The organism is Neisseria sp. P0021.S006 (genome assembly GCF_051956895.1).
The window spans coordinates 1-566 of sequence record NZ_JBQCWZ010000952.1; the positions used below are offsets into that span (position 1 = coordinate 1).

Annotated in this window: 1 protein-coding gene; it reads right to left on the minus strand. The window is 49.6% G+C overall.

Going from position 1 to position 566, the window contains the following annotated elements; all coding sequences use genetic code 11:
• Positions 1–17: 17 nt before the first annotated feature.
• On the minus strand, positions 18–566 hold a 549-nt coding region (locus ACTHUM_RS18105), incomplete at its 5' end, for a ComEC/Rec2 family competence protein (RefSeq protein WP_440403697.1).

The window sequence follows — 566 nt, forward strand, 5'->3', positions numbered from 1 at the left end:
ACGGCCTTTTAGCCTTTTTACTCAAACGGTTTCTTCTGCCAATAAAACTTATCCTTTTTCAGACGGCCTTGAAATATATCGCCCTGTCCCAAAGCAAACACCAACGCGCCTGACAAATCCGTTCTCAACAGAGTAATGCCGTGCGCGCGGACACGATTTTGTACGGCAACGGTCGGATGTTTGTAGGCATTGGCATAGCCGCTGGATGCCACGGCATATTGTGGCGAAACCGTATGCAAAAAGCTGCCTGACGAAGCCGTGCTGCTGCCGTGATGTCCCAATACCAACACTTGGCTATACAGCGCATTGCCGTATTTCTCAATCAAACCGGCCTCGCCCTTCACGCCCAAATCGCCGGTTATCAACAAAGCTTTGCCGTTTGCCACGACACGCAATACGCAGCTTTGATCATTATCTTCCTTACCCGCATTTTCAGACGGCCTGAGCAACTCGAAATCTACGCCGTCCCATTGCCATTTGTCTTCTTGGCAAAACTCTGCATTCGGATAAAACTCAGGTTGTCCGGCAAGCAATTTATCGGTACCGACAGCCGATACGCTTTGAAA